This window comes from Clostridium sp. D5, assembly GCF_000190355.1.
GTDB classification, from domain to species: domain Bacteria; phylum Bacillota; class Clostridia; order Lachnospirales; family Lachnospiraceae; genus Faecalicatena; species Faecalicatena fissicatena_A.
The window spans coordinates 194,514-220,735 of sequence record NZ_GL870811.1 but is presented as its reverse complement, the minus strand read 5'-3'; the positions used below and the strand labels follow the sequence as shown (position 1 = coordinate 220,735).

Annotated in this window: 29 protein-coding genes and 1 pseudogene; 3 read left to right on the top strand and 27 right to left on the bottom strand. The window is 47.8% G+C overall.

Annotation, left to right across the window (positions count from 1 at the left end):
- Positions 1–19 precede the first annotated feature (19 nt).
- The 5 genes from HMPREF0240_RS09310 to mtaB all read right to left on the bottom strand — a co-directional run bounded on the left by HMPREF0240_RS09310 (position 20) and on the right by mtaB (position 3,229).
- A complete protein-coding gene (locus HMPREF0240_RS09310; RefSeq protein WP_035312850.1) occupies positions 20–487 on the bottom strand; it encodes a Fur family transcriptional regulator in 468 nt (155 codons plus the stop codon).
- Between the two features lie 239 nt (positions 488–726).
- Complete coding sequence (locus tag HMPREF0240_RS09305; RefSeq protein ID WP_009003186.1) at positions 727–987, bottom strand: DUF1292 domain-containing protein; 261 nt, start codon at positions 985–987, stop codon at positions 727–729.
- 52 nt (positions 988–1,039) lie between these two features.
- The gene (ruvX, locus tag HMPREF0240_RS09300; protein WP_009003185.1) at positions 1,040–1,486 is read right to left on the bottom strand and encodes a Holliday junction resolvase RuvX; all 447 of its coding nucleotides are present in this window, start codon (positions 1,484–1,486) and stop codon (positions 1,040–1,042) included.
- A 5-nt stretch (positions 1,487–1,491) separates the two neighbouring features.
- Entirely contained in the window at positions 1,492–1,755 is a 264-nt protein-coding gene (locus HMPREF0240_RS09295; protein ID WP_009003184.1) for an IreB family regulatory phosphoprotein, read from the bottom strand.
- A 151-nt stretch (positions 1,756–1,906) separates the two neighbouring features.
- A complete protein-coding gene (mtaB, locus tag HMPREF0240_RS09290; protein WP_009003183.1) occupies positions 1,907–3,229 on the bottom strand; it encodes a tRNA (N(6)-L-threonylcarbamoyladenosine(37)-C(2))-methylthiotransferase MtaB in 1,323 nt (440 codons plus the stop codon).
- A gap of 119 nt (positions 3,230–3,348) precedes the next feature.
- Here mtaB and HMPREF0240_RS09285 point away from each other — a divergent pair, with 119 nt between their 5' ends.
- Entirely contained in the window at positions 3,349–3,585 is a 237-nt protein-coding gene (locus HMPREF0240_RS09285) for an HPr family phosphocarrier protein (protein ID WP_009003182.1), read from the top strand.
- A 127-nt stretch (positions 3,586–3,712) separates the two neighbouring features.
- On the opposite strand, the gene thiI is transcribed toward HMPREF0240_RS09285, so the two are convergent.
- From thiI to HMPREF0240_RS23405, 14 genes are all read right to left on the bottom strand, one after another.
- Positions 3,713–4,894, bottom strand: coding sequence for a tRNA uracil 4-sulfurtransferase ThiI (thiI, locus tag HMPREF0240_RS09280; RefSeq protein WP_035312847.1), 1,182 nt, complete (start codon positions 4,892–4,894; stop codon positions 3,713–3,715).
- 95 nt (positions 4,895–4,989) lie between these two features.
- Positions 4,990–6,147, bottom strand: a complete 1,158-nt coding sequence (locus HMPREF0240_RS09275; RefSeq protein WP_009003180.1) for a cysteine desulfurase family protein — start codon at positions 6,145–6,147, stop codon at positions 4,990–4,992.
- A 125-nt stretch (positions 6,148–6,272) separates the two neighbouring features.
- Positions 6,273–7,010 (bottom strand): 16S rRNA (uracil(1498)-N(3))-methyltransferase, encoded by a 738-nt coding sequence (locus tag HMPREF0240_RS09270; RefSeq protein ID WP_009003179.1) that lies wholly within the window; start codon positions 7,008–7,010, stop codon positions 6,273–6,275.
- A gap of 24 nt (positions 7,011–7,034) precedes the next feature.
- On the bottom strand, positions 7,035–7,988 hold the full coding sequence (prmA, locus tag HMPREF0240_RS09265; protein WP_009003178.1) for a 50S ribosomal protein L11 methyltransferase: 954 nt from the start codon (positions 7,986–7,988) through the stop codon (positions 7,035–7,037).
- Positions 7,985–9,364, bottom strand: a complete 1,380-nt coding sequence (locus HMPREF0240_RS09260) for an MATE family efflux transporter (RefSeq protein WP_035312961.1) — start codon at positions 9,362–9,364, stop codon at positions 7,985–7,987. Before HMPREF0240_RS09260 ends, prmA begins: the two co-directional genes overlap by 4 nt.
- Before the next feature lie 169 nt (positions 9,365–9,533).
- A complete protein-coding gene (locus HMPREF0240_RS09255) occupies positions 9,534–10,445 on the bottom strand; it encodes a DMT family transporter (protein ID WP_009003176.1) in 912 nt (303 codons plus the stop codon).
- Positions 10,446–10,467: 22 nt separating this feature from the next.
- Entirely contained in the window at positions 10,468–12,378 is a 1,911-nt protein-coding gene (locus tag HMPREF0240_RS09250) for a molybdopterin biosynthesis protein (protein WP_009003175.1), read from the bottom strand.
- A gap of 1 nt (position 12,379) precedes the next feature.
- Positions 12,380–13,630, bottom strand: a complete 1,251-nt coding sequence (locus tag HMPREF0240_RS09245) for a molybdopterin molybdotransferase MoeA (RefSeq protein WP_009003174.1) — start codon at positions 13,628–13,630, stop codon at positions 12,380–12,382.
- A gap of 29 nt (positions 13,631–13,659) precedes the next feature.
- Positions 13,660–14,088: an MOSC domain-containing protein gene (locus HMPREF0240_RS09240; protein WP_035312842.1), complete on the bottom strand. Its 429-nt coding sequence runs from the start codon at positions 14,086–14,088 to the stop codon at positions 13,660–13,662.
- A gap of 2 nt (positions 14,089–14,090) precedes the next feature.
- Positions 14,091–15,092 (bottom strand): GTP 3',8-cyclase MoaA, encoded by a 1,002-nt coding sequence (moaA, locus tag HMPREF0240_RS09235; RefSeq protein ID WP_035312840.1) that lies wholly within the window; start codon positions 15,090–15,092, stop codon positions 14,091–14,093.
- 42 nt (positions 15,093–15,134) lie between these two features.
- Positions 15,135–16,370: a ThiF family adenylyltransferase gene (locus HMPREF0240_RS23410; RefSeq protein WP_009003171.1), complete on the bottom strand. Its 1,236-nt coding sequence runs from the start codon at positions 16,368–16,370 to the stop codon at positions 15,135–15,137.
- A complete protein-coding gene (locus tag HMPREF0240_RS09225) occupies positions 16,360–16,878 on the bottom strand; it encodes a MogA/MoaB family molybdenum cofactor biosynthesis protein (protein WP_009003170.1) in 519 nt (172 codons plus the stop codon). The genes HMPREF0240_RS23410 and HMPREF0240_RS09225 overlap by 11 nt, the downstream gene beginning before the upstream one ends.
- Before the next feature lie 94 nt (positions 16,879–16,972).
- Positions 16,973–18,301 carry a sodium:alanine symporter family protein gene (locus HMPREF0240_RS09220; protein ID WP_009003169.1) on the bottom strand — a complete coding sequence of 443 codons (1,329 nt, stop codon included), beginning with the start codon at positions 18,299–18,301 and terminating at the stop codon, positions 16,973–16,975.
- 75 nt (positions 18,302–18,376) lie between these two features.
- The gene (locus HMPREF0240_RS23405) at positions 18,377–19,114 is read right to left on the bottom strand and encodes a PepSY domain-containing protein (protein WP_009003168.1); all 738 of its coding nucleotides are present in this window, start codon (positions 19,112–19,114) and stop codon (positions 18,377–18,379) included.
- A gap of 254 nt (positions 19,115–19,368) precedes the next feature.
- Here HMPREF0240_RS23405 and HMPREF0240_RS09210 point away from each other — a divergent pair, with 254 nt between their 5' ends.
- Together HMPREF0240_RS09210 and HMPREF0240_RS09205 are read left to right on the top strand one after the other, a co-directional pair.
- Positions 19,369–19,692, top strand: coding sequence for a helix-turn-helix transcriptional regulator (locus HMPREF0240_RS09210; RefSeq protein ID WP_009003167.1), 324 nt, complete (start codon positions 19,369–19,371; stop codon positions 19,690–19,692).
- Between the two features lie 109 nt (positions 19,693–19,801).
- Entirely contained in the window at positions 19,802–20,392 is a 591-nt protein-coding gene (locus HMPREF0240_RS09205) for a hypothetical protein (RefSeq protein ID WP_035312838.1), read from the top strand.
- A gap of 114 nt (positions 20,393–20,506) precedes the next feature.
- On the opposite strand, the gene HMPREF0240_RS09200 is transcribed toward HMPREF0240_RS09205, so the two are convergent.
- The 8 genes and pseudogenes from HMPREF0240_RS09200 to HMPREF0240_RS24805 form a co-directional block, all read right to left on the bottom strand.
- Entirely contained in the window at positions 20,507–21,883 is a 1,377-nt protein-coding gene (locus HMPREF0240_RS09200) for a HAMP domain-containing sensor histidine kinase (RefSeq protein WP_009003165.1), read from the bottom strand.
- A 90-nt stretch (positions 21,884–21,973) separates the two neighbouring features.
- Positions 21,974–22,648, bottom strand: a complete 675-nt coding sequence (locus HMPREF0240_RS09195; RefSeq protein ID WP_009003164.1) for a response regulator transcription factor — start codon at positions 22,646–22,648, stop codon at positions 21,974–21,976.
- A gap of 56 nt (positions 22,649–22,704) precedes the next feature.
- Positions 22,705–23,169 (bottom strand): CatA-like O-acetyltransferase, encoded by a 465-nt coding sequence (locus tag HMPREF0240_RS09190; RefSeq protein ID WP_050794514.1) that lies wholly within the window; start codon positions 23,167–23,169, stop codon positions 22,705–22,707.
- Positions 23,170–23,187: 18 nt separating this feature from the next.
- Positions 23,188–23,607 (bottom strand): pyridoxamine 5'-phosphate oxidase family protein, encoded by a 420-nt coding sequence (locus HMPREF0240_RS09185; RefSeq protein WP_009003163.1) that lies wholly within the window; start codon positions 23,605–23,607, stop codon positions 23,188–23,190.
- Positions 23,608–23,680: 73 nt separating this feature from the next.
- Positions 23,681–23,854, bottom strand: a complete 174-nt coding sequence (locus tag HMPREF0240_RS24610; RefSeq protein ID WP_009003162.1) for a hypothetical protein — start codon at positions 23,852–23,854, stop codon at positions 23,681–23,683.
- Between the two features lie 380 nt (positions 23,855–24,234).
- Positions 24,235–25,245: a DUF4179 domain-containing protein gene (locus HMPREF0240_RS09175; protein WP_009003161.1), complete on the bottom strand. Its 1,011-nt coding sequence runs from the start codon at positions 25,243–25,245 to the stop codon at positions 24,235–24,237.
- 2 nt (positions 25,246–25,247) lie between these two features.
- Positions 25,248–25,802: a sigma-70 family RNA polymerase sigma factor gene (locus HMPREF0240_RS09170; protein WP_009003160.1), complete on the bottom strand. Its 555-nt coding sequence runs from the start codon at positions 25,800–25,802 to the stop codon at positions 25,248–25,250.
- A 236-nt stretch (positions 25,803–26,038) separates the two neighbouring features.
- A pseudogene (locus HMPREF0240_RS24805) lies at positions 26,039–26,222 on the bottom strand (group II intron reverse transcriptase/maturase); the annotation flags it as partial.

Here is a 26,222-nt window from a genome sequence, read left to right as displayed (position 1 = left end):
ACCGTACAATATCAGCGGATTATTTGCTTTTACTGAGGCATTCTTTACAAAGTCCGTAAAATTTCAGTTCGTGGTCCAGCACGTGGAATCCTGTGTCCTCCTCAATGTGACGCTCCAGTTCTTCCAGAAGGTCATCTTCAAAAGGCAGAACTTTTCCACACGTCCTGCATATCAAGTGATGATGGCTGTGCTTTGTATCACCTTCAAAAATATGTCCGATCTCATATCTGACACACCCGTCATCTAAGTTAATGCGGTCCACCAACTGCATTTCAAGGAGCAGCTGCAAAGTACGATAAACTGTGGCCAGTCCAATCTCAGGATAGCCCTCCTTTATCACTTCATATATGTCTTCAGCCGCCATATGGCTGCCGCTGTTTTTGGACAGCGTCTGTAAAACAAGCATTCTCTGCTGGGTTACTTTTAAACCTTTTTCTCTCAGTTTTACTTTTAGCAGTTCCTGCACTTTTTCCTGTTCCATTGCCATACTCCGATTCATTAGCAGTAAGTAAATCTTTTAGTAACTGTTCAGTTCCAGACTGTGCATTCACTGCACAAACGCTGAACATGCGATACAGGCCCCATCGCCAAAGGCGGTTTTCATGGGCTTGCGGTGTATCTGTCCATCGTTGTGAACAGGTACATCTATTGTAAAAATCCTCGGCCACTTCTGGCCTTTCCACAGTCCAGTCCCTTCAAATGGGCGCTGCACGGCGAATTCAGATCTTACATTTCAATATCTACGTCCTCCAGCAGTTCCTCAAAAACCTTGGAAACCGCCAGAAGCTCAGTGTCATCTTCGACAACCTCATATACACTCTCTGCATCCTCTGCAGAGCTTGTGTCTTTCAAAATGAGACATTCTGCATCATCTTCTTCTGAGTCTGTGACCAGTATGTATACAGCCCCATTGATCTTTGTCTGTTCCAATACAAAAAATTCTACTGTTTCACTTGTATCCTCAAATGTAAATTTAATCTTTTCCATACAAATGTCCCCTTATTTCCGCGGCATCCGCTTCAGCCCGCAGGCTAAGTCCCTATTCTTCCTGACCTGCCTGCCTCTGTAAATAAACAGAATCCAGATAGCCCTGCAGAATGAATATTGCCGCAATCTTGTCAATATACTTTTTCCGATTCTCACGTCTCACATTGCTCTCGATCAAAGTCCGTTCTGCTTCCACAGTTGTCAGGCGTTCATCCCACATGATGACTTCCAGCCCGGTGCGCCGCACAAGCATATCCCGAAACTCTAAAGATTTCTCCGCACGTTCCCCAATATCGTTGTTCATATGTTTTGGAAAACCAAGCACGATCTTCTCCACCTCGTATTCAGAAACCAGTTCTTCTATACGCGCCAGAGTCCGCCTCAGCTTGTTCTCCTCTTTTCTTTGAATTGTCTCTATTCCCTGGGCAGTAAAACCAAGCGCATCGCTGATCGCTACGCCGACAGTCTTCGTGCCATAATCAAGCCCCATGATCCGCATATTGATTATTCCCAGGAATTATGCGTAATATACGCTTTTAACAATTCTTCTACCAGTTCATCCCTCTCCACTTTCATCACCAGGCTTCTGGCGCCGTTATAACTTGTGATGTAAGTCGGATCGCCTGACATGATATAGCCGACAATCTGATTCACTGGGTTATACCCCTTTTCTTTCAGAGCTTTATATACAATCTCCAGAATATCCCTTGCGGAAATCTGCGGACCAGGCTCTACCTGAAAGAATTGGGTGTTGCTTAAATCGCTCATTTCTTCTCCTCCATTTTTGTGTATCCTGTTATTTTAGTGTTATCTGTATTTTCCAACATTCTTTTGTTACAATCCACGTTTATCTTGTTGAAAAATCCGGCTTTCATGCCTAATACCCTATTTACAATTTTAATATAAACACTGCCAAAATTCAATGTATAATTTGTAAATCATTTTCAATTTCAACTTTTACGATACAATTCTGCAGATTTTCATCCGTGTCTAGTGCAATTTTCATATATTCTTTTGTATAGCCCGTCTGTTTTTTACTGCCGTTCACTTCTGTTTCTTCCTCAAACAGGACTTCCACTTCTTTTCCGATAAAACTTTTCTCGTAGGCCCGTCTTTTTTTCTCGTTTAAAGCCAGCAGGTTATCGCTGCGCTGCGCTTTTACCTGTTCCGGCACCTGATTCTCCATGACTGCAGCCTTCGTGCCCTGACGTTTTGAATATTTAAAAATATGAGTCTCGTAAAAATCCACCTTGTCCACAAAAGCCCTGGACTGTTCGAATTCTTCCTCCGTCTCTCCCGGGAAGCCCACGATTACATCCGTTGTCAACGCCGGATTGTCAAAATACTTTCTCAGCAGCAGACATTTCTCAAAATACTCTTCACTGCTGTACCGCCTGTTCATCCTTTTCAGGGTAGTGTCACAGCCGCTCTGAAGGGACAGGTGAAAATGTGGACAGATCTTCTCCAGTGACGCAAGCTCCTGCACAAACTCTTCTGTAATAATACGCGGCTCCAGAGAACCCAGGCGGATTCTTCTGATTCCCCTGACTTCGTGTACCGCCCGGATCAGGGACAGCAGGCTTTCTGTTTCCTCAAGATCAATCCCGTAGGAACTCAGATGAATTCCCGTAAGGACAACTTCCTGGTACCCGTTTTCAGCCAGACGCCTTACTTCTTCCAGTACATCCGCCTTTGCACGGCTTCTGACACGTCCCCTTGCAAAGGGAATGATGCAGTAAGAACAAAACTGATTGCAGCCGTCCTGCACTTTAATATAAGCCCTCGTATGCTCCCCTGTCTTAGACAGGCGCAGGGGTTCATATTCCTTTGTATGGTTGATATCCAGCATTTCCCTGACAGATACAGCGTTGGGCCTTGCAGCTTCTTTTTCAGCATGCTCATTTTCATATTCCTGCAGGATCTTAAGCAGATCCTGTTTCTTATTATTGCCGATTACAATATCAATGCATGGATCCACCTCCTGTTTTTCTTCCTGCGCCTGCACATAGCAGCCCGCAGCAACCACCACAGCAGCCGGGTTCATCCTTCTGGCCCGGTGGAGCATCTGCCTGGACTTGCGGTCCGCAATGTTTGTCACAGTACAGGTATTAATGATATAGATATCCGCCCCTTCTTTGAACGGAACAATCTCATACCCTGCCTTCTCCAGCATTTCCTGCATCGCTTCTGTCTCATATGCATTCACTTTACACCCCAAATTATGCAGCGCAACCTTTTTCATAAAATAATTCTCCTATTTCCTGGTTTTTCCTTCTTTGTTTCTTGACTTTTAAACTGTCATCTCGTAGAATAGACGTAGGGCAAAAGCCCTGTAAACGTATAATAAGGAGGTATTTCACGATGAAAACAGTACAGATTTCTTTAAACTCTATCGACAAAGTAAAATCATTTGTAAATGAAATTACAAAATTTGATAATGACTTTGATTTAGTATCAGGAAGATATGTAATAGATGCCAAATCAATCATGGGTATTTTCAGTTTAGATCTTTCTAAACCGATCGAACTGAATGTACACGCTGAGGGAAGTGTAACAGATGATATTCTCAGCGCACTGGCTCCATACATTATCCAGTAATGTCCGGCGGCATAACCATAATCACAAAAAGAGTGTCCGGCCCGGGCACAAAATACAGAATGCCGGATTGGCACACATCTGCATTATAAGAGCTGTCTCACAGGAGACAGCTCTTTTCACGATATTCCTACTTCACAGTCAGTATCTCTGTCGTTTCTATCGCTGTCTTTACAAGCTCATCTATCTTTTCTGTCAGATTGAGCTCTGACTTTTCAATCCTCTCCAGGTTCGGTTTTGTAACCGGATGCTTTGCCACAAAGATAGTACAGCAGTCCTCGAACGGCTGAATCGATGTCTCATAGGTGTCTATCTTCTCGGCTATTTCCACGATTTCCCGTTTATCGAATCCAATAAGCGGACGGTAAACAGGCAGTGTACACACCGCATTTGTTGCCGCAAGGCTCTGCATGGTCTGGCTTGCAACCTGCCCGATGCTCTCTCCGGTAATCAGGCCCAGGCAGCCATTCTCCTTTGCAAAATGCTCCGCAATCTTCATCATATAACGGCGCATAATGATCGTCAGTTCTTCATGCGGACATTTTTCATAGATATAGAGCTGGATATCTGTAAAATTGACAACATGCAGCTGAACCGGTCCCGCATACCTGGAAACCAGTCTGGCCAGATCGATGACCTTCTCTTTTGCCCGCTCACTGGTGTACGGCGGCGCATGGAAATATGTGGCGTGCAGCCCCACACCTCTTTTAGAGATCATATACCCTGCAACCGGGCTGTCAATCCCGCCGGACAGAAGAAGCATGGCGTTGCCGTTGGTTCCTACAGGCATACCGCCTGGTCCCGGTATGATCTCGGAATAAAGATAGATTTCTTCCCGAACCTCCACATTCAGCCGAATATCCGGATTGTGCACATCTACCTTCATCTCCGGGAACGCATCCAGTATCACACCGCCCAGCTCGCAGTTAAGCTCCATAGAAGTCATGGGGTACTGTTTCCTGCTTCTCCTGGCTTCTACCTTAAAAGTCTGGTTTTTGTCAGGATACATCTCATCCATATAGGCTGTGACATCCCTGGAAAGCTGCTCAAATCCGCGGTCTTCCACACGCACGACCGGACAGATTCCCACGATTCCAAATACCCTTTTCAGGCTCTCTACAGTCTCTTCATAATCATACTCACCCTCGCATTCAACATAGACCCTGCCCTGGGCTTTGTGAACATAAAAATCTCCGTCCACCCCTTTTAAAGCAAAGCGCATCTGGCGGACAAGGGCGTCCTCAAACAGATATCTGTTTTTTCCTTTAATACCGATTTCTCCGTATTTAATCAAGAATGAATGAAATCTCATATCTATCTCCTTTGTGTTATAGTTACTGTTCACAGGCAAGCCCGTAAACAGTAACGTGTTATGCTCCCCGCATTGCTGCCGGAAGCACCTGTTTTTCAGTGTCTTGTATATTTCCGAAGCATTGGAACACAATTATATAACGTCTCAAGCGTATAGTCAATTTCTTCTTTTGTAGTAAACTCAGACATACTGAACCTTAAGGTTGCATCCAGATACTCTTTGGGAGCCCCTATTCCTTTGAGCACACCGCTGACAGCCGGGTGGTTGGAAGCGCATGCGGAACCGGATGAAACATAGATTCCCTTGTCCTCCAGCGCATGCAGAAGCACTTCGCTGCGGATGCCCGCGATCCCCACACTGATAATATGGGGTGCACTGTTCTCATCAGTCAGACCGTGCACGGCAATATTCCCGATCCCGGAGATTCCCTCCAGGAAATATGCCTTCAGCTCACGCATCAGAGCCACCTTCATGTCCAGATCTTTGTAAATCATCTGTGCCGCCAGGCCAAGCCCCGCGATACCAGGAACATTTTCCGTACCCGAACGGATATTCTTCTGCTGCTCTCCACCGAACACAATCGGTTTAATCTTTACTTTTTCATTAATATAAATAAATCCTGTCCCCTTCGGGCCATGAATCTTATGACCACTGGCAGTCAGCATGTCAATTCCCTGCCTTTTTGGATATATGTGATATTTGCCGAATCCCTGCACGGCATCTGAGTGTACTAAAATGTTTGGATTGTATTTCTTTACAATCTGTGCCGCCTCGTCCACAGGCTGGACCGAACCCATTTCGTTGTTCACATACATAATTGAAACCAGAATCGTATCTTCACACAGAGCTTCCTTCAGGGCCTCCAGCTTTGCCCTTCCGTTTGCATCCACCGGCAGGTATGTGACACGGAAGCCTTCTTCCTCTTCGAGATACCGCATTGTGTTCAGGATGGCAGGATGTTCGATTGCTGTTGTAATCAGATGGTTACCAGCCCTCTTATTGGCCCGCGCAGCACCGATAAGAGCGAGGTTGTCACTCTCTGTTCCTCCTGAAGTAAAAAAGATTTCTTTTGTGTTCACCTTCAGAATTCTGGCCAGTCTTTCCTTTGACTCTTTTACATAGCGTTCCGCTTCCACTCCTTTTCGGTGCATGGAGGAAGGATTGCCGTAGTCCTGGCACATTACTTTATAAACCAAATCCCCAACTTCCGGATAGCATCTGGTCGTTGCTGAATTATCCAAATATACTTCCATGATATCATTCCTTTACTGTTTCTTATTATTACATTATGCTTTCTGAACCCTTAATGTTCAGGAACCGGTTTGTACCGCTGCAGGGAAATAGCCGAAAACCCTCCGGCTTAGCCGAAGTGCAGCATTTATCTCTCAAAATGATACATCAGAACAGACAGGATCGTGAAGCCCGCCGTCTCCGTCCGCAGGATCCTTCTGCCCAGCGTAACAGGCAGCGCACCCATTCCCATGGCCTTTTGGATCTCTTCCTCCTCGAATCCGCCTTCCGGCCCGATGAAGATTCCGACGCTCTTTCCAGGCTCAATGGAGGAAATAATCCGCTTTGTCTCTTCCATCCCTTTTGCCAGTTCATAGGGGATCAGCACCACGTCCAGCCCGTCCGCATACTCCAGGGCACCGCCGAAATTTTTCACCTGTGCCACCTGCGGAATGATGCTCCTCCCACACTGCTTCGCAGCGCTCAGGGCAATGGAATTCCACCGCTCCGTCTTTTTTGCGGCTTTCTTTTCGTCCAGCTTTACAACCGCACGGTTCGTCGCCACCGGAATAATCTCATGCACACCCAGCTCCACCGCTTTCTGAATGATCAGTTCCATCTTATCACTTTTGGGCAGCCCCTGAAACAGGAAAATCTTAGAGGGCAGTTCGGCAGGTTCCCCCGCCGAAGACAGAATCCGAAGGATCACAGCGTCTTCTTCATACCTGTCGATTTCACAGAGATACTCTATCCCCGCTCCGTCACTGATCTCCGCCTTTTCTCCGGGCTTCATGCGGAGCACATTTTTCATATGGTTTACGTCCGGCCCGCCGATCTCAATCACCTGATCATGGACGCGGGACGGTTCTGTAAAAAAACGATGCATCTCACAACTCCTTCTTTCCTCTGATTAATTCTTTCTTGCGGTTACAGAGACCCATTCTCCCTGATATGTCACTTCCAGCACTTCCAGTCCAGCTTCCTCTACAGCACGGATCACGGTCTGTTCCTTGTCGTCAATGATACCGCTGGTAATATAAATTCCTCCGGATTTCATCTGATTCACAATGACCGGTGTCAGTCCTACCAGCACATCAGCCAGAATATTTGCCACAACAATATCATACCGTGCATATCCCGCTTTTTCCTGCACTGCCTTATCATCAATGATATTTCCAATCATCACTTCATATTGTTCCCGGCCGATGCCGTTTACTTCCATGTTCTCATTGGTGGCATTAATCGCACAGGGATCCAGGTCCGTTCCCACAGAGTACGATGCCCCGAACTTCAGCGCCAGCATCCCAAGGATACCGCTTCCGCAGCCCACATCCAGGATCTGAGTCTTGGGAGTCACGTATTTGCGCAGCTGGCGTATGCACAGTTGTGTCGTCTCATGCATGCCTGTGCCAAATGCAGTCCCCGGATCGATATGGATTACCAGTTTATCACTGTCCTCCGGCTTCACGTCCTCCCAGGATGGAATAATCAGGATGTCATCTACATAAAACTGGTGGAAATACTGCTTCCAGTTGTTCACCCAGTCCACATCCTCTGTCTGAGACTCTTCTATAAGGCATTCTCCAACATCCAGATAAGAGGCCATCTCTTCCAGCTCTCTTCTGACGTTGCCAAGAATCTTTTCTTTGTCTTCCTCCTCTTCCAGATAAAAGTTCAGGTAAGCCACTCCGTCATCGGCCTCCCCCTCCGGAAGAATGTCCACAAACATCTGCTCCTTGTCTGCCTGAGTCAAGGGAACCTTGTCCACAATCTCAACCCCCTGTATCCCCAGATCCGCCAGCATACTACTGACAATGTCTTCCGCCTCTGTCGTCGTCTTTAACCGGAAACTATTCCATTTCATCTTTCTTTTTCCTCCTGAAACAATCTTCTTAATCTCTTCATCACATGAAAATATGCCGGAATCAAAAACAAATCCGCCGCCAGCCATGCAAGTCCGTTTCCAAGGCACACCGCCCCGTATCCGAATGCCGGCACCAGGATGAATCCCGCAAAACCTCTCGCCACCATTTCACACACACCTGCAAGTATGGCAAACATACTGTATCCCATCCCCTGGATGAGAAAGCGAACAATATTCACCACCGCAAGAAGCATATAGCAGACTCCGGAGCCAAGCAGATACAGATATACCTGCCCCAGAATCTGTTTTTCTCCCTGATCAATAAACAGCCAGGCAATCTGCTTTCCGAACAAAACAGTAATTCCCAGTGCCACGGCAGAATAGACCGCCCCGATGATCAGACAGCTTTTTAACCCTTTGCTAATCCGGTCCAGCCGCTTCGCTCCCACATTCTGCCCGCCGTAAGTCGCCATGGTGGCTCCCATCGCATCGTAGGGACAGCACACCAGCATCTGGATCTTAGATGCCGCCGTAACTGAGGCGACCGCCATGGATCCCAGGGAATTCACCGCAACCTGAAGAATCACGCTGCCTATTGCAGTGATGGAATACTGCAGACCCATTGGAATTCCCATCCTGCAAAGTGAACTTACATATCTTCGGTTCAGTTTCCAGTCATCCTTCTGAAGCCTCAAAATCGGGAAATGCTTTATCATATAGAAAAGACACAATATCCCCGAAACGGCCTGGGACGCAACCGTTGCATAGGCGGCCCCCGCCACTCCCATCTTAAACACTACGATAAACAGCACATCCAGAACAATATTCAGCAGAGACGATATGGTAAGGAAAATTACCGGTGTTCTCGCATCTCCCAGTGAGCGGATATAGCCCGAGAGCAGATTATATAAAAATATGGCCGGAATGCCTGCAAATATCACTACGATATACTGATAGGCCCCGTCGATAATGTCGGACGGGGTATTCATAAACTCCAGAATCTGACGGCACAGCACCACCGTTATGATTGTCATAACCGCCGCAAAAATTACGCTTAAGGTTGCCCCGTTTCCCGCGGATTTACGAAGTCCCCGCTCGTCCTTCGCTCCGAATTTCTGCGCAACAGGTATTGCAAATCCATTGCAGATTCCCATGCAGAATCCGATGACGCAGAAGTTCACGGAACCCGTAGCGCCCACGGCGGCAAGCGCTTTCACTCCCAGGAACCGGCCAACAATCACGGTATCTGCCATATTGTAAAACTGCTGGAACAAAAATCCAAATATCATGGGCAGGGTAAATTCCAGAATCAGCCTGATCGGACTTCCCTGCGTCATGTCTTTCATCAATGTTTTCTTTTTTACTGTACTTTCCATCTTTTTGCCTCTGTATTTCTTCATCATAATCTGGCTGCTTTTTGGCAATCCATTGTCCACTATATAACGTTTCAGACACACATGCAAGAAATTTTTCAGAGACAGGCGGAATCTGCCTTTTCCGTTACTGCTTACAGACCGGCGTGTAAACAGTAAGCCTTTTCTGATTTTACCGCACTTTCTCAGGGATTGCCAGTATAAACAGCGTAGACAGGACCAGCGCAAACCCCAGAATATCCATTTTCATAAACCTGGTACCCAGGCACACTGCCGCTACGACAGTAGCCGCAACCGGCTCTACGCTGGAAAACAGCCCGGCATAAACAGAGCCTGTATACTTTACCGATGAAAGATAAAAACAGAAGGGCAGTATCGTTCCGACCGTAATAATCATAAAAAAGGCCGCTGCTACCTGAAGGTCTATCACCACAGGAATCCTCCACGGCCTCGTAACAGCCATCAGAACCAGTCCCCCGGCAATCATACCCCAAGCACTGACTGCCTCCGCACTGTACCGTTTTACCAGAGGTGCTGGAAGCACCCCGTAAAAACAGGTGGTTACAGCTACAAGCATGCCGAGTACGAAGCCCTTTGGTGATATGGACAGGGTGGAAAAGTTCCCATGGGTTGCAACAATCGCAATCCCCGAGACCGCCGCCATTACTGCCAGGATTTCTTTCCTGCCGGGCATAATCTTATGCACCACCGCAAAAAACAGAATCAGCATCGCGGGATTCAGATACTGAAAGATCGTTGCCGTACCAGCATCCATCTCCTGCACAGCTGAAAAGAAGGTAAACTGCATTCCCATCATGCCGAGTATCCCGAACAAAACCAGCCTGCATGCATCCTTCTTTTCCTTCCAGATACTCGTAATATCCTGCCCCCGGATACCCGCATAGATCAGCAGGAGCAGACCAGCCGATATCAGACGGAACGGCACAAGCCATTCAGACACTATATTTTTTCTTTCAAACAAGTATTGTGCCGCCGGGCTTGTAACACCCCAGAGGGCACCTGCCAAAAAAGCATACAGGCACCCCTTTAACTTTACGCTCTTAACCTGCGTCATTCTTCTCATTCCCCATATTTCTTAATTTTTTTCAGATCCGTATGATTTCCCCCGTGCCTTTCAGGCCATAGCCGCCGAGACCAGTAACCTTCTCCTGGAATTCCCGGCTTTTCAGAATCGCTATAAACATCTGTACTTCCGGCAGCTCAAGACTGGCAGCTTCTGCTGCAAAATCATATTCTTCTTCTCCCACCTCGATGAAATCCAGGTCCATCGCCTTTGCCGCTGAAAGGATGCCCATGCCTGCATCCACGCCGCCCTCTTTCACTCTGGCGGCTACCGCCATATGTGTGGCGGCTTCGGTGTCATATCCGTCAATCTCCTCCGGAGAGATTCCCGCCTGTTTCAGTTTATAGTCAAACAGCACCCTTGTCCCGGCTCCTCTCTGGCGGTTCACATAGCAGCAGCGGGTCAGATCTTCTACACCCCGGATCCGGAGCGGATTTCCTTTTTTTACAAGAATTCCCTGAATCCGCTTTACACCCCGGATCAGAATCATTTCTTTCCCTGGAAACAACCTCTTTATATAAGAAATATTATAAATACCTGTCTCCTCGTCCAGCAGATGTGTCGGAGCCAGATGTGCCTCTCCCCGCCTGAGGGCCATAAGGCCTCCCATACTTCCCACATGGGTGCTGGAAAGGAAATGACCGGGGAAATGCAGCGGCAGCAGGTCCGCGAGCACATCCAGGATCAGGTCATGGCTTCCGATAGACACGGCCGTATGCTCTACTTCCCGGATATCCCGACAGAGGTCAACCCGAACTGTTTCCCCTGCCTCATACCCTTCGCTGTTTTTTTCAATCACACAGAACCCGTCCGCCCGGACAAGGCTCATGGCAGCCCCCGCGCCTCTCGCCAGAGGCGCCGCCACATAGCGGTCCTTCACCTTTCCCACTTTGACCCGCACATACTCCCGGTGTTTCAGGGAGGATACCAGCCTTCTGGAAAGCACGGCCTCCACCGTATCCGCTATGTGCCTGACATCACCGGCATAAAGTTCCAGCACCGGTTTCACAAAATTCTCAAAAGCCAGATATGCCGACACGGGATATCCCGGCAGTCCGATCACCGGACGCCCCTGCACAACTGCGAGGATCACCGGCTTGCCCGGTTTCATAGCCACGCCATGTACCGCAACGGTACCGATCTCCCGCAGGATATGGACGGTGTAATCCTCGGTTCCCGCGCTGGACCCTGCGCTGACCAGAACAACATCATTCTCCTCGGCCGCTTTTAATACCGCCGACCTGATTTTATCATAATCATCTTCTACAATCGGATACCGGGAAGGAATTCCTCTACAGTCCTGTACCAGAGCCTCAAACATTCTGGAGTTGGACTCTATGATATCGCCCTCGCCCGGAATCATATCCGGTTCAATGATCTCGGTACCCGTTGGAATGATTCCCACCCGCGGCTGCCTGTAGACTCCGATCTCCCGGATTCCGCCGGCCAGAAGGGCGCCAATGTCCACGGGCCTGACAGTATGCCGGCTGGAGAGGAGCATCTCTCCCTGCACAATGTCCTCTCCCACAGGACGCACATGATTCCAGGCAGGCACGGGTGCTGTGATCTGCAAAGCCCCTTCTTCTCCTCCGTCTGTCTCCAGCAGATCTTCCGCCATGATAACGGCATCGTAGGGAAACTTTACGGGATCCCCCGTATCCACAACCATATAATCCCTGCCCTGATATAACATCTTCGGTGACTTCTCCGATGCTTCCTGCGTATTGTGGGCAATAACAGCGATACCGTCCATTGCCGCCGAATTATACAGCGGTGAACTGCATTTCGCATAGACAGCCTGAGCAGTGACACGCCCCAGGCTGTTTTCCGGACAGATATACTCTACTTGTTTCTCTATACTCAACAAATCTCTATACTGCTTCCAGGCCTCTTCTACAGGCGTTGTCTTCAGATACAAATTCCTCTTTTCCACCTCAATACTGCCTCCTCTCCAGCAGATAGACGCTGACGGTCTCCCCCTTCTTCAGGCCTTCCGCATCTTCCTCCAGCATCACATATCCGTCCGCAGCCGCCAGTGTGTGAATGAGCCCCGACTTTCCCCATATGGGAACCGCCTGGTATCCCCCATCTCTCCCTGCAGCATTCAGGCTTACAAGCTGGCATGTTCTCTTTCCGGGTGCCCCCGGTATATTCGTGGACAACTCCGCTCTGAAAGGGATTGCCTCTCTGCCGCCGGTCTTTTCCGTCCACAGCCATTTTATCAGCAGTTCAAAGACAAGCATTGCCGCAGCGGGATGACCGGGGAGTCCTGCCAGAAAGGTCTGCGATGTTTTGTCATATCCAAGGATAGTCGGTTTTCCCGGCTTCAGAGCAAGTCCATGGGTGAGTATCCCTCCGGCAGCGGCATTTTCAATCACCTCTGCGGTCGCATCCATCTTTCCCTTAGAGCTCCCTCCGGATATTACAACAATATCGCTTTCACACATCGCCCTTTTCACTCTGCTTTCAATCAGTTCTCTGCTGTCTTTCAGTACAAAAGATCCAATTATTTTAAAATGCAGGCTCTGTGCCTGCGCGCATATCCCGTATGTATTAATATCTCTGACCTGTCCGGGCAGTGGATCCGCCACCGGTGAAACCAGTTCATCCCCGGTAGAAATAATTGTCAGATTCCACGGCACATACACCGGAACCTCTGTTATTCCAAGGGACGCCAGAACACCGACTGTCTGGGGCCGGATCCTCTCCCCCCGGGAAAGCACTTTCTCCCCGGACTCCATGTCCTCGCCGATATACACCACGTTTTCTTTCAAAGCCGCCGTATGATAAACGGCGATCTCTAAGTCCGAGAACTCCTCGCAGTATTCGATCATCACACATGCATCCGCCCCCTCCGGAATCATTCCTCCTGTGGGCACATAAACGCATTGCCCGTCCTGCAGTGTAAAATCGGCCCGTTCGCCCATCTTTACCTCACCGATACACTTTAACAGCACCGGAAGGCTCTCTGTAGCGCCACCGGTATTGGAAGCTTTCACAGCATATCCATCCACAGTAGACCGACAGAATGCGGGGACAGGCACCGGCGCAAAAATATCTTCCGCCAGTGTATAACCGCCTGATTCCAGAAGCGGCAGTTTTTCCTTCTTCATTTGTATGTCCGCAAGCGCTGCCTTTACTTTCTGCCTTGCCTCTTCCAGCGTGTCAACTTTGAGCAGTTCCATCTCTGACAACCTTCCTTTTCCTGACGCGGCTACAACATTTCCAGTTGATCTCCCACCCGGATTTTTCCGCCTTTAATCACGATTGCGAAGACGCCCTCCCTGGGCATAATGCAGTCTCCCATTTTCTGGAAAATCTCACAGCCGTGATGGCACTCTTTTCCAATCTGGGTCATCTCCAGAATCACCTCATTGCACTGAAAACGGGTTCCCACAGGAAGTGATTTAAAATCAATCCCCGCGACCACCAGATTTTCGCCAAAAGCACCGTCGACTACTTCCGCCCCGCGTTTCCTGAAATCCTCTATCTTATCATAAGAAAGAAGGCTCACCTGCCTGTGCCATTTACCAGCGTGGGCATCCCCCTCTATTCCGAAATCTTCTATAAATACAGCTTCTCCTACATTGGTCTTCTGCGTTCCCTTGGCAGGGCTTGTACAGACCGCAATTACTTTCCCCATCATTATCCCCCAATCCTTGACATTTGTTTTTCTTCCAATGCACTGTCATCCAAGATATCCTGTCCGGCTTCTTTTTCTGTTGTAAACTGATGGCACCGCGGCTTTTCAAATATAACCTTTTGAATGACTGCTTGCAGCCCTGCATCATCCGTTTCTCGTCTCAGCAGCTCTCTTAAATCCGCTCCGTACGAATACTGCAGACATGGTTTCAAAAATCCTTCCGCGGTCAGACGGACTCTGTTGCAGTCCCCGCAGAACTGATGTGAAATGGCACTGATGAAACCAATTTTCCCGCAGAATCCAGGAAAAGCCGCATACACTGCTGGTCCGTTTCCAAACCTTCCGGATAAAAACCGGGGTTCACCGTACGCCTCCTTAAGTACTCTGCACACCTCCGCCTGGCTGCTGCCGGTGCTGGCTTTTCCAAGTCCGATGGGCATCATCTCTATGAAACGCACATCCACCGATGCACGCTTTGCCAGCCCTGCCAGGGGTACCCACTGTGCCTCATTGACACCGTGAAGTGCAACACAATTTACCTTTACCCGAATATTCGGATACTGCAGCGCTGCTTCCAGCCCCTCCAGTGCTCTTTCAAGTTCATCCCGTCTGGTAATCTGCGCGTATTGCTCCCTCTCCAGCGTATCCAGACTGATATTCACCGCATCCAGTCCTGCTTTTGCAAGCGAATCGATCTGTTCTGCCAAGAGCACTCCGTTGGTCGTCAGAGTCACCTCTTCAATACCGTTTATCTGCCTGAGTTCATACAGAAGACTGCTGATCCCTTTTCTAACCAGAGGCTCCCCGCCTGTCAGCTTAATCCTGGATATCCCCTCGTCCGCACAGATACGGCAGACCCTGACAATCTCTGCGTAAGTCAGAATCTCACTGTGGGTAACCTGTTCCACCCCCTCTTCGGGCATACAATAGCCGCACCGCAGATTGCATCTGTCTGTCACAGATACCCTCAGATATTCTATTTTCCGTCCATACTGGTCTGTCATATGTCAGCCTCCGGTTTCCTTTTCTCGTTTTCCTGTAGTCCATTATACGGGATTACCGCACACTTTACAATCCGGGTTCTTTTTTACCGGAATTTTCTCCATGCTTCCGGCTTTCCCGTCAAAATTCCAGACTCCGCCTGTCTTTTTCATGCCCGCCAGATACAGCAGGGCTGTCTGTGCCTCGGCTGCTCCCACCTGCATTGTTACAGGGCCAAAGGAAAGGCTCTCCCTTTCCGGTTCTTTTCCCTGCGGATTCAGACAGGCCAGGCAGGGGTCCAGGCCGCTGAATACTGCCGTTACCGTGCCATAAAATCCATCCACAGCCCCGTCCACCAGCGGCAGACTAAGCCTGCGGGCGGCTGCGTTCAGAACCATCCTGGCCTTCACAGTGTCCAGTGCCAGAAGGATCATATCGTATCCCGCCGCCAGCCTGTCCACATTTTCTCCGGTCATTTCAAACTCATAGATATCCACACTGCAGTCCGGCCGGAATCTCTTCACCCATTCTCCGGCTGCTTTTGCTTTGCTTTTTCCGATGTCCTCCGGCGTATAAAGAAACTGCCGGTTCAAATTCGTCATGGCGATCCTGTCTCCGTCCGCGATACCGATCCGCCCCACACCGGCGGCGGCAAGAGCAGTGATAGCAGGGCAGCCCAGTCCGCCTGCCCCGGCAACCAGCACGGAGGATTTTCTCAAAAGGGTCTGACCCCTTTCACCCAGCCCCAGTATAGGCAGCTGACGGCTGTACCTGGATTCCCCTTCAGCAGTGTATCCGCAGACTGATATATCCGATAATCGGATTTCATCTCCAGTCTTCACGGTTCCACCTTGGACCACCTTGGCAAAACAGGCGTTGCCGCAGAGCATACACTCCATTCCCAACTGCCTGCGCCCACATTCCGGAAAGCATTTCTTGCCTTTCTGCGTTATCTCAATCTCGGCAGATCCGATGCAGATTCGGGTTCCCGCATGAAGCACTGCATAGTCCAGCCCACGCGTCAGAAAATTCTCCTGGAACCGCTGAAAGCACAGTCCCTCAGTCATCTGTACCTGCATCCAATCCCTGGTGCCCTCATCCAGAAGCGTCAACTGACGCTCCCGATTCTTTCCATGCCGGTCTCCTTCTATTCCCTCTCCGACAGTGAGCATTACGCTCGCAGCAGCCTTTGCCAGACCGGTTCTCTTTTTCTCTGTGCTGTGTGCAGAATTTTCCTCCTGCCTTGTATAAATAGCCCGGATGCTTCCGCCCTCTCTATTTCCGCAGATATCATTTTTCATGTTTCTTCACATCGCTTCCGCACTCGCCTGACAGGCCTTTCATAATCTCCAGACCATGGGGAAGGGAAGATAAGACGTATTCCAGATTTTCTTTCACCGCTTTCGGGCTGCCCGGCAGATTAATGATCAGGGTCTTTCCTCTGATCACGGAGGCTCCCCTGCTCAGCATAGCACGGGGAGTAATCTGGAGGGAAGCGTAACGCATCGCCTCGGCAATTCCCGGCGCATTCTTCTCCGCCACGGCCAGGGTTGCCTCCGGCGTACAGTCCCTCGGTGAAAATCCTGTCCCGCCGGTGGTAAGGATCAAATCTGTCCCGCCCTCGTCGCAGAGTTCTTTCAGTTTCTCCTCAATCATTTTCTGCTCATCCGGCAGCAGAATCATCGCCGTTGTCTCATATCCTTCCTGCTCTATCATCTCCCGGATCAACGGCCCGCTTTTGTCCTCCCGCTCCCCTGCATATCCTTTATCACTTAGCGTGATAATTGCTGTCTTCCATTTTCCTGCCATCTTTTTTGCTCCTTGTTTTGTATTTTAATATGCTTCTTTCTATCATTCGATTTCTCATAGAATCTGGATCTATTATAACATGAGCCCGTAACTCTTAAAAGCGGCTTTTCCTCGTTTCATTGATTACCACTTTCCGCAGCATCCAGATGCACAGTATATTCGGTATGGCCATAAATGAGTTAAACAGATCCGATACCGTCCATACAAGGTCCAGTGACATCACAGCGCCCAGATATACCGCCGCTATATAGGCGATTCTATAAGGAAGTATTTTTCGGCTCCCCCACAGATACTGTACCGCACATTCCCCGTAGTAACTCCACCCAATGATAGATGCATAGGCAAAAAGCACCAGTGACACCGACAGCATCAGGCTCCCGCCCACAGGCAGTTTTTCAAAAGCCAGAAAGCACAGCTGGTCATCCGCAGCACCGGCATAAATCCCAGGATCACTCAGCATACTGCTCACAATCGCAATACCGGTGATCGCACACATCACTACCGTATCCCAGAATGGCCCCGTCATAGATATGATCCCCTGCCTTGCCGGGGAACTGGTTCTGGACGCAGCCGCAGTCATGGGGATAGAACCCAGGCCCGCCTCATTCGTAAACAGCCCCTTTGAGATCCCTGTGCGCATTCCCACCATCACAGCCGTACCGGCAAGCCCTCCAAACACTGATTTTGAGGTAAATGCAGACTCTACAATAACAGCAAGCGCCGCTCCCAGATATGCCCGGTTCATCCAGATCAGGAACAGACAGCCGCCGAAATAAAAAACACTCATAAAAGGAACCAGATATGTACACACTTTTGAGATCTGTTTTGCACCGCCGAGCATCACGGCCCCCACCAGGACTGCCGCAATTATCCCGATCACGGACGGGGAAATTGGATATTCCACCCGCACCGCCGCACAGATCGAATGCGACTGTACACTGCTGCCCATCCCCAGAGACGCCAAAATTGTACTTACGGCGAACACCACCGCAGCGCTTTTCTGATGCAACACCTTTTCCATCACGTACATAGGCCCGCCGGTATATGAACCGTCCGGCCTTCTTATTTTGTATTTTGCGGAAAGGAAACACTCGGCATAACAGGTTGCTATGCCGAACACCCCGGTCAGCCAGCACCAGAACACCGCCCCTGGACCGCCGATGGCAATCGCGGCCGAGATTCCCACGATGTTGCCGGTGCCGATCGTAGCCGCCAGCGCCGTCGCCAACGCCGAAAAGGGCGAAATCCCGTCTTCACCGGCCTCTTTTTTCGAAAAACTGAGCCGGATTCCCAGTGGGATCTTCCGCTGGATAAATCCAAGCCTGACGGTAAAATACAAGTGGGTACCCAGAAGAACCACCAGCATTGGCATTCCCCACAGGTACCCGTAGATAGATTTCATGATCTGTGATAATGTCTCCATGCCATAACCCCATAAACGGATATCACTCTATTTATATGACAGGAGCCCTCACTTTATCATATTCTCTGCTTTACATTATTCTTTTCTCCATTCCAGAAATGCTCCGGTCATGGCATGAATCTCAAAATCGTATTTACTGCTGCCGTATACGATGTCTCCCTCGTACTTATACTCACCATCATCATACTCCAGCGCAATCACAATATCGTCCTTCCCCGCGCCTTCCACGCGCTCCAGAGCCATCTTCTGCGCCTCTTCCAGGCCGACACTGATAAGCTGTTCCTTATTATTCTCCCTGTAAGTCTGCAGTTCCCCCAGATGATTTGAGGCCGATTCCAGCTCGCTATTTATTTTGTCCAGATTTTCCTGAAGCTCTTCATTATCCAGATCTTTTTCATTCAGCGCCAGCAGGCCTTCCAGCCGCTGTTTCTGTTTCTCAAGCCCTTCTATCAGGTCCTGAGCCTCCTCAATCTGGGTCTGTATATCCAGCCTGTATTGTGCATCCTGCTGGCGCGCATGCGTGCTCTCACTTTCAGACTTTAGAATAGTTCCGTCGTTGGCCAGAATCTCATACTCATATTCCATCTTGTCTTCCATATTCATAAAATAAACTTCATAGACAGTTTTCCCATCCTCTCTTTCTCTGGAAACCTGAATCCTGGAAGCATCTTCCGCCGCGGTCTGTGCATCCGCAAAAGCGATTTCCTTTGCCTTCTCTTCTCCAATCCCTTTTCCAGAACATCCGGATATCAAAATCACTGATACCGTGCACAGCACTGTGGCATATAATTTCAAGCCAATCTTTTTCTTCATCTTCTCTCCTCCTCCGTGAAACACTATGACAGTACTAGTTTCTCCGCATTCCTCTTTTGATATTCTCAGTATAGCTGTCTTAGATTAAAGGAAGATTAAAACCGCTTATAATTTCCCACGCAATTACGGCGTTTCTTGTATTGATCTGTTACTAACCGAATAGGTTGATATTCGTTTTTCCGAATATTTTTCATTTACATAATATCCTTCTTCGTATATAATAAGATCATATTTAAAAAGAGAGGTGGAATTGTTTGAAAAAAGCCAAAATACTTGAAAGACTGATTAAGGAACAGGGATATAGTTTAAAAGCATTTGCCGAAAAATGTGGCATTCCATATACCACTCTGTATGGAATTACGAAAAACGGTGTTGGTAGAGCAAGTGTTGATAATGTTATTCAGATTTGTAAGACTCTGGGTATTACAATAGAAGAACTTGAAAATATGAAAAAAGGAACGCGGGCAAAATCCGATCCGTCCTACGCGGATGTTGAACTGCTTATAGCACGCAGCGGTAAAAATTTTTCTACAGAACAAAAAATGCGTTTGATTAAACTCTTGTCCGAAATAAATTAATTAGTGAAATTTGATTTGTTCGGATACTGTAAAGATTCTAAAGTAAAGAATATTTGGGGTTTCCGGAACTGGTTTGCATTACGCAGAAACAGAGGAAGGAATTTCAAAAATGAGAAAAGAGGGAAATAAAGTGAGTAATCATAATTTTGAAGGAAGAAGTATCGTACGTCATAAATGGATTGGTATTATTATACTAATATCTATTGCCATTGCATTATATTCCTACTGCTGGATACCAGCCATACCCTTTTTAATATATTGTCTTTCGTCTAAGAAATTAAGACAATATAGAATAACAAATTCCATCATATGCGGTTTAGTCATAGTGACATCTTTACTTGTTTATGTGTGGCTTAATGGTCCGAAGACATTAGATTCTATATCTGTCGATTGGGGAAAAGAAGAGTTTTCGGTTGGGGAAACTACCGAAGTAAAAATAACTCCATCACCATCAGATGCTAAAATAAAAACTCTTGAGCTTTCCAAAAATAGTATTGCCGACCTAGATTACTCGGATGGTAAAGCCGTGATTACATTTAAGCAAGCTGGCAACGCAGCATTATTCTTTAGGGCGAATGGTAATGTACAAAGCTATACTAAGAATATAACGATTATTGATAAAGCTGCTGAAGAGGCTAAACAAAGGGCTGAAGAAGAGCGAATCAATGCTGAACAGAAAGCGCTGGATGCCGAGCATTAAATTCACAAATGGAGACACATCTATCAGAAGTTCGGGAGTTTACGAACCCTGTAGAGTATGCCAGCCACCACAATAAATAAAAACTGCCCCTGCGCTAAATCTGTTACTAACCTTTCAATTTATTATTCCATCGGGAAAGAAAAATTTAAATGTGCTGCCTTCCCCGGCTTTACTCTCCGCCCCTATGCCCCCGCCGTGTGCCTCGAGAATCCACTTCACCATAGGAAGCCCCAGCCCCACATGCCCGTCTGCCGCCCTCGAAGAATCGGCGCGGTAGAATCTCGTCCAGATATGGGGTAGTTCCGCTTCCGGGATTCCAATTCCATTATCCTTCACCGAACCAATAATCTGCCCGTCCTTTTTAGAGAGGGAAACCCGGATATATCCGCCCTGTCTCCCGTACGCTGCCGCATTTGAAAGTAGATTATCCAACATATGTATATATAATGTCTCATCCACCCAGCCATATACTTCAGGCTCGATTTCCGCTTCCGTCACAATCCCCTGTTCCTCGGCAGAACACTGCTGCTCCTGTACACACATCCAGGTCAGCTCACTCAGATTCAGGTATTCCCTGTTCAGTTCCAGCATCCCGCGCTCACCGCGCGATAAAAGCAGCAGCCGTGAAATCATGGCGGCCATCTCTTTAGCCTTCCGCTCCACAACCTGGATTCTGACGCGCTGATCTTGGGGCATTTCCCCGTTCTGCAGAAGTTCTTCGCACTGTGCAAGTATGACGGTGACCGGAGTTCTGAGTTCATGGGAGACATCAGAAGTAAACTGCTTTTCTCTCTCAAAGGAATCTTCCAGGCGATCCAGTGTCTGATCAAAAGTAACCGCCAATGTGTGGATTTCGTCCTGGTTTCTATTCTTGTATTCTGAATCAAGTCCAATCCGCCTTGACATATCCCTGTCCTTTTGTATCTGCTGTACGGTATCAGTTATCCTTCTCACTGGAAGCAGCGTCCGTCTCGTAAAATAATAACATGCCGCCGCTGTGATCACGGCCAGCAGAGGCAGAAGCACTGCTGCAAACCGCTGCGTAATGCGGAAGCTGTACTTCACTTTATCCACAGAGGTAATACCTCTTACATATACATCCCCATGGATTCCATCATTGTGCAGCATATCATAAACATACCAATCCTGTCCGCTCTGGGTCACAGTCTGGAGCTTCTGCTCCTGAAATTCTGGCTGTTTCTCAAATTCATAGGGAATCTTTCCGTAAAGAAATCCGCCTGCACCGTCATAGAGTGAAAGATAGACATTCTGATCCAGATCATAAAAATCTGCATCCACTTCCAGTTCCCAGTTCTTATAGCTGATATCTCTTACACCCTTCTGCACCTGTCTTTTCAGCGTTTCCTGGGCAGAGAGAAGAACTTCCCTGCTGCTGAGAGAAAACAGGATCGCCAGAACCGTGCCTATTATAATGACCAGAAAAGAAGAATATAAAAGAGTCAGCTTCATTTTCAGGGAGAATCTTCTCATAGTTACCTCCTAATTAATCCGGCCGCCTGTCTTTAAAGATATCATACCAACTGAAAAATGCAGATTATCCAGTAAAGCCGGCATAAGCTTTCAGTTTTTCACCTTCAGCACATACCCGGTTCCGCGCACCGTATGGATCAGTTTTGTTTCATATCCCTCGTCTACTTTCTTTCTCAGGTAACGGATATACACATCAATTACATTTGAGCCGCCCGGATAGTCATAGTTCCAGAGATGCTGCTCCATCTTTTCCCGTGACAGAACGATCCCTTCGTTCTGGATCATATACCTCAGCAGCGCAAATTCTTTCCCGGAAAGCGTGATCTGCTTCCCGCCCCGGCTTACCTCATGGGTATCCAGACGTACTTCCAGATCATCCACCCGGCAGCATACTCCACCCGTATCCCGGGGCGTTCTGAGCAGTACCCTGATTCTGGCCAGCAGCTCCTCAAAAGCAAAGGGCTTGATCAGATAATCATTGGCACCGGCATCCAGACCCGCCACCCGATCCTCAATACTGTCCCTGGCTGTCAGCAGCAGAACCGGTATGTTCTTCCCCTGTGCCCGGAGTTTTTTCAGAACCGTAAGCCCGTCCACAACCGGCATCATAATATCCAGAATCACCGCATCATACTCCGCAGCCGCCAGATAGTCCAAGGCGGCCCGCCCGTCCCGGCAGGAATCCATACTGTAATGCTCCGCCCGCAGCTTATCCATAATCAGCCGGTTCAAATCAGGCTCATCCTCCGCAAGTAAAATTCTCATAGCATTCCCTCCCCTTCATCTATATATGCCTGCACATTCAAACGAAGTGACTCTTTTTATGATTCTTCCAGATATTTTTGTAGTATATCTGCAAATTTTCCGATGTGTATGCCGTCGACAAATGAATGGTGAGCCTGAACGGACAATGGCATAACGATCCTTCCATCCTTTTCATAATATTTTCCCCAGTCAAACAAAGGAGTGGCATTGTCTTTCCTGCCCGAATTCGTGTGGGAAATATGGGTATATGTGATCCACGGCATAGGGGAGCATTGAAAAACATCATTTCCTAAAGGACCTGTAAAATATTCTTTCTGCTCAACCGCCGTTTTGGCAGCCAGTTCCACATATTCCTTTATGTTTTTCTGCATTGGAACATTGACCACTTTGAATAATTCACTCCCGGTATTTAAATAGGTAAATGCGGTATCTATTTTATCAAACAAAACGATCTTCCCATCTAAAAACCGATATCTGAAGGCTTCAATCTCATTCGCACATTTACATACCGCATAGACCATAGCAAGTGTAAAAGAATATTATTCAATATCAAAAGTTTCAGAACTGAAATTGCTGTAGTATCTCCCCTGACTGGCGGTAAAACGAAGAACACAATAGTCCGGGTCGGTCACACCTTCTGGATAATACATAGTATCCCCTTCCTGCCATATCATTTCTTTATACACAGGATCTTCCAGCACCTCCATCGTCCCAGTTAACATAACCCCCCTGAAAAATCTTCTGTCACAAAAATAAATACACGCCTGAGGACGATCCCTATACTGCCTTACCCTCATGGAAGATGTATTCGTAGTAAAATAGAATACCTTTATCCCCTCTCTTTTCCGCGGCGGCAGCATAGCCTTCGTATTCGGAAATCCCTCCTCATCCACAGAACTGATAAATGACACACCTTGCTTATCAATCAAATTACCAATTGTTTTCACTGAATCTCTCATCTTAGCACCTCCTTGTCCTAACTCCTATTATAAGTGAATCCGGCGGCACAGTAAATCAGTTACTTTTTTGTAACTATAGCAGCCCTTTCTCCTTCAGGAACTCCTCCCTATTATCCTCAAGCATCATCTCAATCCCAACACTCTGCATAATAGAAACAGCTTCAAAAATCTTTTCTCCACGATCCGTAAGAAAATAATTAGATTTCAAAGGATACCCATCACTCACCGTCTTCCCAATCCCTCCCATCTATCCCCCATTATAATCAGACTGCCCTCCAATAGCAACAATACTCCATAATTCTGTCCTCCCGCCCGGATGCACATAAGCGACGTGAAATGTGGGGCGGTAAGCCCTTCACATACACACATGACGGTTTGAAGAGCTCCCAGCACGTTTAGCAGCAGTAAGGCGGGAAAGAGCAGAATTGCGTGACTGAACCCTGATTCCGAATCAGGATTCAAGCGGACCTGAGGCATGTAAGCATCGGCTTACACGCTGAATGTCCGTGGTGTCATGCAATTCTGCTCTTTTCCGCCATACTGCTGCTTAACAAGCGACCGCCCTTCAAACCGCCATGTGTGTATGTGAAGGGCTTACCGCCCCACATTACACGGAGCGCCCCTCCTTCATCGAACCTCAATCGTGAAGGGTTCCCCAACCTGCTCATAATCGTTACTCATTCTACCGCTTTCTTCCGGGAATTTTACCGCATAAGGAGTTAATGTCAGTGTTTCTGCATCATCGCTCAAATTTTCAGCAGAATTATCAATCACGAATCTCCCCCCCTCTTTATTGGATGAACTCACATAAAAGCTTACCGGATTCCCCAGATTATCCGTGCCCTCCAGCTTCATATCATAGTCATTCTTATTCCCATCGGTTGTATAAAATATTTTCTGCCCTATAGCATTACTCGTATATTTTGTAAATGTGATATTGGAACCATCCGGAAGCTGACACTGATATGTGAGATCAATGGTCTGCGTATCTGCTGAGAGCTGCTCTCCGCTGGCACTAAATTTAAACTCCCAGCTGCCCCTGTTTTCCTCATAATCATTGAAACGGACAGCGAAGTTTACCTCCTGTTCCAAATCAGCCATATCTACCTGATCCAGATAATATTTCATCACAACCTCTCTCGTATGTTCATCTGACGTATAGGAACCGCCGCCAGCGCCGCCGGATGCACGCACACCATTAATGTAAACATTTCCCATCAGACCCGGCCCGCCTTCTGTAATAGCCTCTTCATAAACCTCCGTTGTGGAAACGATCAGTTCGTCCACGTCCAGTACCACCGAATTCAGAGTAACCGTAATCCCGCCCTCCGTTACAGACTGGTTGACAATCTGTTCATATGGTGCCAGATTTTTGTCAATTCCAAGAAAATCCCCGATCCGGTAGGACAATTGTTCAACCGCATCCGCCACCGCACCCCTGAAAGGCACCGCTGCCAGCAGAGCAAAAGTTGCTGCCGCGCAGACACCTGCTATTGCGATTTTCTTCCTGCTCTTTTTGTGAACCCTGCCAAGTACCTTCTTCTTCAGCCTTTTTGCTTCCAGTTCCGTCCACTCCTCCTGATATTCATCGGCCTCGGAATCTATATCATTTAACATCATATAAATATTACTCTTCATATTCATCTCTCCTTCTGCTCTCTCGGATACAGATTTCTGATTTTACGTTTTCCGCGGGATACATGGTTATAAACTGCAGATTCCTGCATCCCCATTTCCCTGCTTACCTGGCTGATATCCTGTTCCTCGATATACAGCCGCCTGAAAAGCTCCTGATCCCGCGGTGTCAGGCAGGAAAGCATCTGTTCCAGCTCCTCGGATATCTCCTTTCCGATCAGCTCCTGATAAGCCACCTCCTCTTTTGCCGCAGGTATGTCCTCAATATTCTCCACTTCCAGCTCCCTGCGATGTTTGCGCAGGCAGTCAATAGCACGGTACCGCGACACACCCGCAATCCAGTTCTTGAAAGAGTTCTTCATACAGTCAAAATACTGGATATTATTCCACACCTGGAAGAAAATATCATTCATACACTCCTCCTGATACTGCGGCAAAGCGTAAAGATGCTTTCTGACAACTGATTTCACAAGCCCTCCATACCTTTCAATAATATAGGCCAGGGCGGATTCATTATGCTGCTTTAGCTCCCTGATATAATTTTCATCGTTAATTTTCATAATCTGCGTCCTTTTCTGTAATTGTAAGCTTACAAAATATTGTTACACCTATTATTACGTATAAACACGGGGATAGTCTATCATAAAATTTTATTTTTTTCGGTGTAATCACTGTACGGAAACGGTCCGAAACAGAATCTGGTTAATAGAGTAGGGAAATAATGGCTAGCATTATTTCCCTCTCATTGAACCGTACGTACGGGTCTCGTATACGGCTCTACAACTTATATTCCAACTTATCTTAGATAATAATTTAAAGGATTGAGCAAACCAGCTCCGTCCTTTATTTTTGTTTCAAGCACCATTGGGCTAATGATAAAATTAACTACGTTCATTCCACTCTGTCTGTACCATCCAAGTCTTGAGTTTGCAACTTTATAGATTGATTCATGGTCGAATCCACATTCATATTTTCTATTC

What these genes read in the sequence shown, in the direction of transcription:
- HMPREF0240_RS09310 (WP_035312850.1), bottom strand. Translation starts at nt 487, where the DNA reads ATGGCAATGGAACAGGAAAAAGTGCAGGAACTGCTAAAAGTAAAACTG.
- HMPREF0240_RS09305 (WP_009003186.1), bottom strand. Translation starts at nt 987, where the DNA reads ATGGAAAAGATTAAATTTACATTTGAGGATACAAGTGAAACAGTAGAA.
- ruvX (WP_009003185.1), bottom strand. Translation starts at nt 1,486, where the DNA reads ATGCGGATCATGGGGCTTGATTATGGCACGAAGACTGTCGGCGTAGCG.
- HMPREF0240_RS09295 (WP_009003184.1), bottom strand. Translation starts at nt 1,755, where the DNA reads ATGAGCGATTTAAGCAACACCCAATTCTTTCAGGTAGAGCCTGGTCCG.
- mtaB (WP_009003183.1), bottom strand. Translation starts at nt 3,229, where the DNA reads ATGAAAAAGGTTGCGCTGCATAATTTGGGGTGTAAAGTGAATGCATAT.
- HMPREF0240_RS09285 (WP_009003182.1), top strand. Translation starts at nt 3,349, where the DNA reads ATGAAAACAGTACAGATTTCTTTAAACTCTATCGACAAAGTAAAATCA.
- thiI (WP_035312847.1), bottom strand. Translation starts at nt 4,894, where the DNA reads ATGAGATTTCATTCATTCTTGATTAAATACGGAGAAATCGGTATTAAA.
- HMPREF0240_RS09275 (WP_009003180.1), bottom strand. Translation starts at nt 6,147, where the DNA reads ATGGAAGTATATTTGGATAATTCAGCAACGACCAGATGCTATCCGGAA.
- HMPREF0240_RS09270 (WP_009003179.1), bottom strand. Translation starts at nt 7,010, where the DNA reads ATGCATCGTTTTTTTACAGAACCGTCCCGCGTCCATGATCAGGTGATT.
- prmA (WP_009003178.1), bottom strand. Translation starts at nt 7,988, where the DNA reads ATGAAATGGAATAGTTTCCGGTTAAAGACGACGACAGAGGCGGAAGAC.
- HMPREF0240_RS09260 (WP_035312961.1), bottom strand. Translation starts at nt 9,364, where the DNA reads ATGGAAAGTACAGTAAAAAAGAAAACATTGATGAAAGACATGACGCAG.
- HMPREF0240_RS09255 (WP_009003176.1), bottom strand. Translation starts at nt 10,445, where the DNA reads ATGAGAAGAATGACGCAGGTTAAGAGCGTAAAGTTAAAGGGGTGCCTG.
- HMPREF0240_RS09245 (WP_009003174.1), bottom strand. Translation starts at nt 13,630, where the DNA reads ATGGAACTGCTCAAAGTTGACACGCTGGAAGAGGCAAGGCAGAAAGTA.
- HMPREF0240_RS09240 (WP_035312842.1), bottom strand. Translation starts at nt 14,088, where the DNA reads ATGGGGAAAGTAATTGCGGTCTGTACAAGCCCTGCCAAGGGAACGCAG.
- moaA (WP_035312840.1), bottom strand. Translation starts at nt 15,092, where the DNA reads ATGACAGACCAGTATGGACGGAAAATAGAATATCTGAGGGTATCTGTG.
- HMPREF0240_RS23410 (WP_009003171.1), bottom strand. Translation starts at nt 16,370, where the DNA reads ATGAAAAATGATATCTGCGGAAATAGAGAGGGCGGAAGCATCCGGGCT.
- HMPREF0240_RS09225 (WP_009003170.1), bottom strand. Translation starts at nt 16,878, where the DNA reads ATGGCAGGAAAATGGAAGACAGCAATTATCACGCTAAGTGATAAAGGA.
- HMPREF0240_RS09220 (WP_009003169.1), bottom strand. Translation starts at nt 18,301, where the DNA reads ATGGAGACATTATCACAGATCATGAAATCTATCTACGGGTACCTGTGG.
- HMPREF0240_RS23405 (WP_009003168.1), bottom strand. Translation starts at nt 19,114, where the DNA reads ATGAAGAAAAAGATTGGCTTGAAATTATATGCCACAGTGCTGTGCACG.
- HMPREF0240_RS09205 (WP_035312838.1), top strand. Translation starts at nt 19,802, where the DNA reads ATGAGAAAAGAGGGAAATAAAGTGAGTAATCATAATTTTGAAGGAAGA.
- HMPREF0240_RS09200 (WP_009003165.1), bottom strand. Translation starts at nt 21,883, where the DNA reads ATGAGAAGATTCTCCCTGAAAATGAAGCTGACTCTTTTATATTCTTCT.
- HMPREF0240_RS09195 (WP_009003164.1), bottom strand. Translation starts at nt 22,648, where the DNA reads ATGAGAATTTTACTTGCGGAGGATGAGCCTGATTTGAACCGGCTGATT.
- HMPREF0240_RS09190 (WP_050794514.1), bottom strand. Translation starts at nt 23,169, where the DNA reads ATGGTCTATGCGGTATGTAAATGTGCGAATGAGATTGAAGCCTTCAGA.
- HMPREF0240_RS09185 (WP_009003163.1), bottom strand. Translation starts at nt 23,607, where the DNA reads ATGAGAGATTCAGTGAAAACAATTGGTAATTTGATTGATAAGCAAGGT.
- HMPREF0240_RS24610 (WP_009003162.1), bottom strand. Translation starts at nt 23,854, where the DNA reads ATGGGAGGGATTGGGAAGACGGTGAGTGATGGGTATCCTTTGAAATCT.
- HMPREF0240_RS09175 (WP_009003161.1), bottom strand. Translation starts at nt 25,245, where the DNA reads ATGAAGAGTAATATTTATATGATGTTAAATGATATAGATTCCGAGGCC.
- HMPREF0240_RS09170 (WP_009003160.1), bottom strand. Translation starts at nt 25,802, where the DNA reads ATGAAAATTAACGATGAAAATTATATCAGGGAGCTAAAGCAGCATAAT.